The sequence below is a fragment of the Rhodopseudomonas sp. B29 genome (assembly GCF_000333455.1).
Classification (GTDB): domain Bacteria; phylum Pseudomonadota; class Alphaproteobacteria; order Rhizobiales; family Xanthobacteraceae; genus Rhodopseudomonas.
In genome coordinates this window covers 1-8,699 of sequence record NZ_BADD01000080.1, presented here as the reverse complement: position 1 = coordinate 8,699, position 8,699 = coordinate 1, and the positions used below count along the sequence as shown (strand labels likewise).

Genomic DNA, 8,699 nt, shown 5'->3' with positions numbered 1-8,699 from the left:
GAGCGACGCCGGCGACGAGGCCGCCGAGCGCGCCCAGCCGTTCTGCGTCTATCAGGTTCTGCTGCGCGGTGCCGAGTTCGAGCAACGCCGTCTCTGCCTGCTCCTNGGACTCGCGCAGCTCGTCTTCGGCCTTGCGCTTGTCGATAGCATTCTCACGGAACACTTCGACGGCTCGCGCCATCTCGCCGACCTCGTCGGTCGCTTCGGTGCCGCCGACCCGGCGGTCGTAATCGCCGGTGGTGATCGCCTGCATCGATGTGAGGATCTGCCGCAGCGGCGCGCGGATGCTGAGCGCGATGATGGTGCCGGCCGTCATGATGAAGCCGAGGAACACCACGGCGATCGACAGAACCTTGCGGGAAATGTCGGTCAGCGTGCGGTCGAAGGTTTCCTGCGCGCGCTGCTCGCGCTGGCGCATTTTCACCGACAAGGCGTCGATCGCCGCGATGGTGGCGGCCTGACTGGCATCGATCGAATTGCGCAGCACGTCGCTGCGGCTGGCGAGTTGCTCCGACAGGGCCTGCAGGCCGTCGCGCAAGGCCGCAGCGCGATCCTTCAGCCGATCGAGTGCCAGCTTCTGCAGGTCGTTGTCGGCGAGCTCCTTCATCACCGGCACGGTTCGCTCGATGGTTTCGGTGTTACGCCGCGCTTCTTCGGCCGAGTCCTTGGACAGCGACAGATAGTACGAGTTCGCCGCCACCAGCATCGCGGTGAAGGCCTCGCGGGAGCGGCCGAGCGGCGGCCAGATCTGCGCGTCGCGCTGACCGGTGGCGCCTTCGATCACCGAATACAGCGCGGCGATGTCGCGTGCCGGCCCCTGCACCCTGGTCTCGTAGGTGTCCTTGATCTTGCTCTGGAGCTGTCGCAATTCGCCGAAGCCGGAGAGTAGGCGGTCGGTGACGCGCTCCAGCTCGTCGACCGAGCCCGACAGGATCGGATCACTGGAGGCGCGATTGCTCAAGGTGCCGAGTACGGCTTCGCGCAGCAGCAGGATTTCGGCGAACAGGTCGGGGCTGGGCTGGTTGATATAGCGGTGAATCAGGTTCTGCAGCCGGCTGGTCTCGCTTTCGAGCAGCGCCAGGACCTGGTCGGATTCACGCACCTGGCGGACGTCGTCCCAGGCGCTGCGCAGCACCCGCGCGCCGCTCCAGATCAGGCTCACCAGCGCCAGCACCACCAGCGAGTTCAGAGCCGCGATTGACAGGATACGCCAGCGGATCGGAATGGCACGAACAAGCCCGATCAGCCCGGTGCGACCGCTGCGGTGAGAGCCGCCCGAGAATTCGTCTGCATCCGGATGGAGTGGATCGGCCCCGCGCACCTGCGTCATCCTGTCAACGATGAAGACAGCGCGGCGTGTTCGGCCGTGCGGCTGCTGATCAGCAACCCTGCTATCAGGCGGCCCGCCACGGCACCGACAGCCGATACGCGGCCGCGCAAGGCGCTCTTGCAGGCAGGCGGGGCGCGACTGGACAGCAGCAGTTTCATCCCATAAAGTTGAGTCCGCGACCGGGGACCGACAGCAGTTCCGATATTTAGCAGATCGACATAGGGCATGGCTATCGGAAGCGCGAAGCGTCGGACGGCCGGATGGGCGCTGCTCCTCGCCGCATTGCTGTATGTGTTGCCGGCCGGCACCGCCCGGGCGGCCACAGAGATCGCCTGGTGGCATGCGATGTCGGGCGAGCTCGGCCGCAGGCTCGAGCAACTCGCCGCCGATTTCAATGCTTCGCAGAACGAATTTCGCGTGGTGCCGATCTATAAAGGCAACTACACCGAAACCGTGACCGCGGCGATTTTCGCGTTCCGCTCGTCGAGCCAGCCGGCGATCGTCCAGGTCAACGAGATCGCAACCGCCACCATGATGGCGGCCAAAGGCGCGGTATATCCGGTGTTCGAACTGATGCGCGACCAGAAGGCGCCGTTCTCGCCGTCGGACTATCTGCCCGCCATCACCGGTTACTATACCGATCTCGACGGCAACATGTTGTCGTTCCCGTTCAATGCCTCGACACCGATCCTCTACTACAACAAGACCGCATTCCGCGCCGCGGGACTGGATCCCGAAAAGCCGCCGCGAACATGGCCGGAGGTCGGAGCCGTGGCCAAGCGGCTGCTCGATGCCGGCAGCCGATGCGGCTTCACGACGTCATGGCCGTCGTGGATCAACATCGAGAATTTCTCCGCCTATCACAATCTGCCGCTGGCGACGCAGTCGAACGGCCTCGGTGGCCTCGATGCGGTGCTGCTGTTCAATAACCCGACCGTGGTTCGCCACGTCGCGCAGCTCGCCGAATGGCAGACGACCAAACTGTACGATTACAGCGGTCGCGGCACCGCGGCCGAGCCGCGATTTCAGGACGGCGAATGCGGCATCTTCATCGGCTCGTCGGCAACCCAGGCCGACATTATCGCCCGTTCGAAGTTCGACGTCGGCTACGGCCGATTGCCGTATTGGCCGGACGTCGCCGGCGCACCGCAGAACACCATTATCGGTGGCGCGACGTTGTGGGTGCTGCGCGGCCGGCCGGAGGCGGAGTACAAAGGCGTGGCGCGGTTCTTCACGTTTCTGTCGCAGCCCAAGGTGCAGGCCGCCTGGCATCAGCAGACCGGCTATCTGCCGATCACCAAGGCGGCGTACGAACTCACCCGCGCCCAGGGCTTCTACGCCAGCCACCCCGGCACGGCGATCTCGATCGAGCAGATTACGTCTAAGCCGCCGACCGAGAATTCACGGGGGCTGCGGCTCGGTTCCTTCGTGCTGATCCGTGTCGCGATCGACGAAGAAATGGAGCAAGCCTTCACCGGCAAGAAATCCGCCCAGGCCGCGATGGACTCCGCCGTGGAGCGCGGCAACAAGTTGCTGCGCCAATTCGAGCAGACGCGGCCGTAGGGCTGTTTGTATTTTGACTCCGTCATGGCCGGGCTCGTCCCGCCTGCGCGGCCGAAGCCGCTTCGTCGCGGCGAAGGCCCGGCCATCCACGTTGTTTCTGACAACTTCTGCCTAAAGACGTGGATGCCCGGCACAAGGCCGGGCATGACGGTGGAGAGCGAGTGATCGAACTTGCTGGTCTCAGCGCGCCGAACTCTCAGCGTCCTCACGCCCAGCCGTCGCCCTGGATGCCGGGATTGGCGTACACCACGCCGCCGTCGACCGGCAGCGTCGCGCCGACCACATAGTCGCCCGCACGCGACGCCAGGTAGATCGCAGCCCCCGCCATGTCCTCGTCGGTGCCGATGCGGCCCGACGGCACGCGCTTGGCGACGTGATCGGCCTCGTCGCGTGCGGCGCGGTTCATGTCGGAGGCGAACGGGCCGGGTGCGATCGCCGTGACGACGATGTGATCCTTGATCAGTTTCACCGCCATGCGACGCGTGAGGTGAATGAGGCCGGCCTTAGAGGCTGCGTAGGAGTAGGTCTCGAGCGGATTGACGAAGATGCCGTCGATCGATGCGATGTTGATCACCTTGCCGGGCCGGTCGGCACTCGCCGCCGCGCGCAGCGGGCCGGCCAGCGCCTTGGTCAGGAAGAACGGCGACTTGACGTTGAGGTTCATCACCTTGTCCCAGCCGGCCTCGGGGAATTCGTCGAAGTCGGCGCCCCAGGCGGCGCCTGCATTGTTGACCAGAATGTCGAGCTTGGGTTCACGGCGCTTGATCTCGCCGGCCAGCATGTCGATGCCCGCCATGGTCGAAATGTCGATCGGCAGCGCGATGCATTCGCCGGGATATTGTTCGGTCAGTTCGTCTGCGGTGGCCTGGCAGGCCGCAGCTTTGCGCGCGGTGATGTAGACGCGCGCAGCGCCGTAAGCGAGAAAACCGCCGGCGATCATCTTGCCGATGCCGCGCGAGCCGCCGGTCACCAGCGCTACGCGTCCGTGCAGCGAAAATAGATCCTTGAACATCGTGCCCCCTTTGCTTTCGCCTTTGCTTTCGCACGATCTGTGCGGCGGCGCTGGAAGCGAGTCAAGGCGGGGAGCGGGACGAGCGATCAGGCCGCGTCGAACAGACGGAAGCTGTTCCACATCGCGGTGGCGGCGCCGGACATCAGCACCGGCAGCAGGCGGTTGTTCTGATAATTGCCGTTGAGCGATACGCGCGGCAACGCCGTCATGTGAGCGCAGCTGCCGGCGAAGATCATGCCGGGCCGGGTCGTCACCGCGGTCTTGAAGCCGGCAGCTCGGGCGATCGCGAACTCACGCAAGCCGGCGGCGCTGCGGTCACCGTAAGGGTAAGCCAGATGAGCCACCTCGCGCCCGAGCTGCTGCTCGATACGTGCGCGGCTTTGAGTGATCTCCTCCGTGGCGACGGGCTCGCTCTGCTTGGCGAGCAAAGCGTGGCTGATGCCGTGGGCGCCGATCGTCACCAACGGGTGCGTCGCGAGGCTGCGCAATTCGTCCCAGGTCAGGCAAAGCTCGCGGCTGACTTCGGTGTCGTCGAAGCCGTAGCGCCGGCACAGCGCCGCCATGGCCTCGACCAGATCCTCGCCGCCAGGGAGCCCGCGCAGCAGATCATGCAGCCGCTCGAATGTCAGTTGTTTGGCCGGCGGTGTCGCGCAATCGAAGACGAACGTCTCGTCGCCGATCTCCGCCTCGATGCGATCGTGGCGGGCGATCAGCCGCTGCAGGGTGATCCACCACAGCCGGCCCCGACCATCGGCGAAGTCGCTGGTGACGTAGATGGTGAAGGGCGCCTCGAACTCCTCGAACGCGGCGAGTGCGAAGTCGCGATTGTCACGATAGCCGTCATCAAGCGTGATGCAGGCGAAGCGGCGACTGAAGTCCTGCTCGGTCAGCCGCCGGTGCATTTCGTCCAGCGTGATGACGTCGACGTCGTTGTCACGCAGATGCCTCAAGGTGGCGCGCAGAAACTCCGGCGTCACTTCGAGATGGCGGTTTGGCTGAAACGGGTCGTCGAGGCGGGGCCGCACATTGTGCAGCATGAGGATGGTTCCGACTCCCGCCAGGATCGGCCGCAGCACGCGGTGGGCGCCGGTGAAATACAGTGTTTCCAGCCCGGCGCGGATGATGTTGTGGCGAAGTTGCTTCATCGGGGTGCGGGGCCGTCCATTGCGGCGGGATGCTAGCGATCACGCCTGAAGAAACAGTTATAAACAATGCCCAGCTTGGTTGGTTTTCCCTGAATTGCGTTTGACAGCCCCGCAACGGTTTGATTTCTCTCCGCTTCCGATGCACGGGAAGCGAAATGCGCGGTCTCTACAGCTCCAGCGGTAAATGGTGGCCCGGCGTCATCCCGCTGCTCATCCTTTGGATCGTCGCGGCCTGGAACATCACCCCCCAAGTCGAGTCCGAACTCGCCGCCAGGGCTGACGCCGCGCTCGGTACGTCGGTCTTGGACAAGACCCGGATTGCCGCCGCCGGGCGCGACATCACGCTCACCGCGGACGCCTTTTCCGAACAGGGCCGCAGCAGCGCCGTGGCGGCGGTCGAAGCGGTCCCGGGCATTCGCCTGGTGCGGGACCGCACCCGGCTGGTCCCGGAAGTCTCGCCTTACGTCTTTACCATCCAACGTGACGTCGTTCGGGTAACACTCAGCGGCAGTGCGCCGTTGCCGGCCAGCAAGGCGCGGCTGATCGACGCGGCCCGCGCGGTGCTGAAGGGCGTCGACATTTCGGACCGGATCGTTCTGGCACGGGGGGCGCCGCAGCGCTTCGATGCCGCCGCGGTCCTGCTGGTCGATCAGATCGGGCGGCTGAAGGAAGGCAAGATCACTCTGACCGACAATGCCGTGAGCCTGTCCGGCATGGCGCGGGAGCTCGGCGGCCGCGAGGCGATTGCGGCGGCGCTGCGCAATCTGCCGGAGGGTTATGGCGTGGCCGAAAATGTCGTCGAGGCGCCGCCTTACGTGTTCCAGGCGGTGAAGGATCCGGTGGCCTCGACGCTGACGCTGACCGGCTACGTCCCCGACAACGCCGCCCACGCGGCTCTGGTCGAGGCGGCGGGCCGCAAATTCTTCAGCGAGAAGGTGGTGGATCATCTCGGCGCCAGTATCGGAGCGCCGCAGGGCTTTTCCGACGCTGTCGCCACCGCGCTCGGAGCATTATCGCGGCTTTCGACCGGTACGCTGGTCGTGTCGGACCGCTCGGTGCACCTGACAGGCGATGCGCTGTTCGATGCGGCGGCCAACCAGATCCGCGGCGGTCTGAACAAGGAGCTGCCACAGGGCTGGACCGTAAAGGCGGACATTTCGGTGAAGCCGGCGGGCTCGCCGGTCGATGGCACGGTGTGCCAGCAATTGTTCAACGAGCTGCTGGCCAAGACCACGGTGCGGTTCGACTCGGCCAGCGCCACCATCGACAAGGACTCGGTCGGCCTGCTCGACCGGCTGGCCCAGACTGCGATGCGCTGTCCCAACACCAGCATCGAGGTCGCCGGCCACACCGATGCCGACGGCGACGAGGCGCGCAATCAGGCCCTGTCGGAGCGCCGCGCCAAGGCGGTGGTGGACGAGATGATCAAGGACGGGCTGCCGCCCGAGCGTCTGCAGGCGTACGGCTACGGCAGCAAGATACCGCTGGCCAGCAACGATACCGAGGCCGGCAAAGCAAAAAATCGCCGCATCGATTTCGTAGTCAGGTGATTCATGATGGCGCTGTTCGATTTCTATTGGGGCTGGCTGGTCGGAGCGCTGCTGATCGGGTTCGGCTCCGGCTGGATCTCGGTGGTGCATCGCGGACCCGACCTGTCGCGCAACGGCGCCCTGGGCGTCGGGGGTATCGTGGCGGTGCTGATCGGGTTGTCGCTGGCGCGTCTGGTGCCCGGCGAGCCCGGGTTCTGGCTCGACCTGTTGCTGGTGATGTTTGCCGCTTATCTGATCGGATGCGCGGTCGGCTCCTGGTTGCGTTACTGGGTCGTGTCCCGCCAGATGCGGCGGAGCTGACGGCAAGGCGCCATTAAGGTTGGCGCGGCCTGCGGCGTTTGGCGTGATTTGGTTTTCGCGGGACTGTGAAAGGCTGACCGGCGCAACCAACTCTCGGCGCTGCCGGCATAATTCGTCCCGCTGCGAGCTAAAATGGCGAGGTACAATCGTCCGATCGTTACGGTTGTCGTGATATGGGTTTAGATGTCACAAGCGGCAGAAGGGCAATCGAGGTCTAAATGCTGGTCGCATTTCGCAGGACGGTGACGGCTCTGCGCGAAAAGCAAATTCTGCACAAGCTCGCCGTTGCGATCAGCATCGCCGTCATTGCGACCGCCTGTTACGTCCTCGTCCATATCCTGCGCGGCATCGACACCGAAGAAGTCCTCGACGCGATGCGCCAGATCGAGCCGAAGTCGGTGGCGCTCGCCGGTCTTTTCGTCGCGGCTGGTTATTTCACTCTGACGTTTTACGATTGGTTCGCCGTCCGCGCGATCGGACGCGACAACGTCCCGTATCGCGTCAACGCATTGGCGGCCTTTACCAGCTATTCGGTCGGCCACAATGTCGGCGCCAGCGTCTTCACCGGCGGCGCCGTGCGTTATCGCATCTACTCGGCCTATGGGCTCGACGCCATCGACGTCGCCAAGATCTGCTTTCTCGCCGGTCTCACCTTCTGGCTCGGCAACGCCGCGGTGCTCGGCCTCGGTGTCGCCTATCATCCCGAGGCTGCGTCCTCGATCGATCAGTTGCCGCCCTGGCTCAATCGCGCTCTCGCCGTCGCCATCCTGGCCGGACTGGTCTTCTATGTGATCTGGGTGTCGGCAAAGCCGCGTTTCGTCGGCCGCGGCAGCTGGACCGTGCAACTGCCCGGCGGCAGGCTGACGTTGCTGCAGATCGCCATCGGCATCGTCGATCTCGGCTTCTGTGCGCTGGCGATGTACGTGCTGGTGCCGGACGAGCCCAATCTCGGGTTCGTCGTGGTGGCGGTGATCTTCGTGTCGGCGACGCTGCTCGGCTTCGCCAGCCATTCGCCCGGCGGCCTCGGCGTGTTCGACGCCGCCATGCTGGTCGGGCTGTGGCAGATGGACAAGGAAGAGCTGCTCGCCGGCATGCTGCTGTTCCGCCTGCTGTACTACTATGCACCATTCATTCTCTCGGTACTCGTTCTCGCCGGCCGTGAGCTTTTGCTCGGCGCGCGTCTCAAGCGCGTCGGCGGCCTCGCGGAAGCGCTCGATCCCAAGCCCGTCCGCGAAGATCCCTCACCAGGTTGAGCCATGATCGCCCAGGCGCCCGAAGACCACGTCCGCGGACAGCTGATCACCACGCCGCCGCGCGAGCCCGTATCGACAACGGCGCCCTGGCCTGATCGGCTGCGTCACGCCGCCATCATTCTGGTGGCGTCGGCCCTGGCGCTGGTGGTGCTGGCGGTGTTCGGCGAGATTACGCCGGCCGGCGCCGCGGCCATGTTCGCCTGCATCGCCGCGGCGGCGCTGGTGCCATGGCGGCTCGCCGATGCCGGACATGCGCGAGAGGATTCGCTCGGGATCAGTCCGGTCGAAACACCTGTCGTCCGCGCGGTGGTGGCCGGCATGCCGGACCCCGCAGTGCTGCTCGATCGCGCCGGGCGCGTCATCCATCTCAATGCCGCGGCGGCCCAGCTCGCACCGGCGCTGCGCGCCCGCGAGCTCGCGCAGTTCGCGCTACGCAATCCCGAAATCGTCAACGCGCTACGCGAGGCGATCGCCACCGCCGAACCGCGGAACGTACGCTATCTCGATCATGCGCCGATCGAGCGCTGGATGGAGCTGATCTCGCGC

7 protein-coding genes and 1 pseudogene are annotated in these 8,699 nt (G+C 65.4%); 5 read left to right on the top strand and 3 right to left on the bottom strand.

All coding sequences use genetic code 11. The annotated features are described in order from the left end of the window. On the bottom strand, window positions 1–1,330 hold a 1,330-nt coding region (locus tag I5M_RS02960; RefSeq protein WP_022720038.1), incomplete at its 3' end, for a HAMP domain-containing protein. A gap of 225 nt (window positions 1,331–1,555) precedes the next feature. Here I5M_RS02960 and ugpB point away from each other — a divergent pair. Then, window positions 1,556–2,893 (top strand): sn-glycerol-3-phosphate ABC transporter substrate-binding protein UgpB, encoded by a 1,338-nt coding sequence (gene ugpB, locus I5M_RS02955; protein WP_022720037.1) that lies wholly within the window; start codon window positions 1,556–1,558, stop codon window positions 2,891–2,893. A gap of 205 nt (window positions 2,894–3,098) precedes the next feature. On the opposite strand, the gene I5M_RS02950 is transcribed toward ugpB, so the two are convergent. Further along, window positions 3,099–3,905, bottom strand: a complete 807-nt coding sequence (locus tag I5M_RS02950; RefSeq protein WP_022720036.1) for an SDR family oxidoreductase — start codon at window positions 3,903–3,905, stop codon at window positions 3,099–3,101. Window positions 3,906–3,991: 86 nt separating this feature from the next. Further along, entirely contained in the window at window positions 3,992–5,050 is a 1,059-nt protein-coding gene (locus I5M_RS02945; RefSeq protein ID WP_022720035.1) for a polysaccharide deacetylase family protein, read from the bottom strand. A 155-nt stretch (window positions 5,051–5,205) separates the two neighbouring features. Here I5M_RS02945 and I5M_RS02940 point away from each other — a divergent pair, with 155 nt between their 5' ends. From I5M_RS02940 to I5M_RS02925, 4 genes and pseudogenes are all read left to right on the top strand, one after another. Further along, the gene (locus I5M_RS02940) at window positions 5,206–6,600 is read left to right on the top strand and encodes an OmpA family protein (RefSeq protein WP_022720034.1); all 1,395 of its coding nucleotides are present in this window, start codon (window positions 5,206–5,208) and stop codon (window positions 6,598–6,600) included. A 3-nt stretch (window positions 6,601–6,603) separates the two neighbouring features. Continuing rightward, window positions 6,604–6,900 (top strand): hypothetical protein, encoded by a 297-nt coding sequence (locus tag I5M_RS02935; protein ID WP_022720033.1) that lies wholly within the window; start codon window positions 6,604–6,606, stop codon window positions 6,898–6,900. Window positions 6,901–7,118: 218 nt separating this feature from the next. Continuing rightward, window positions 7,119–8,153: a lysylphosphatidylglycerol synthase domain-containing protein gene (locus I5M_RS02930; protein WP_022720032.1), complete on the top strand. Its 1,035-nt coding sequence runs from the start codon at window positions 7,119–7,121 to the stop codon at window positions 8,151–8,153. Window positions 8,154–8,156: 3 nt separating this feature from the next. Then, window positions 8,157–8,699: pseudogene (locus tag I5M_RS02925) on the top strand (two-component sensor histidine kinase); the annotation flags it as partial.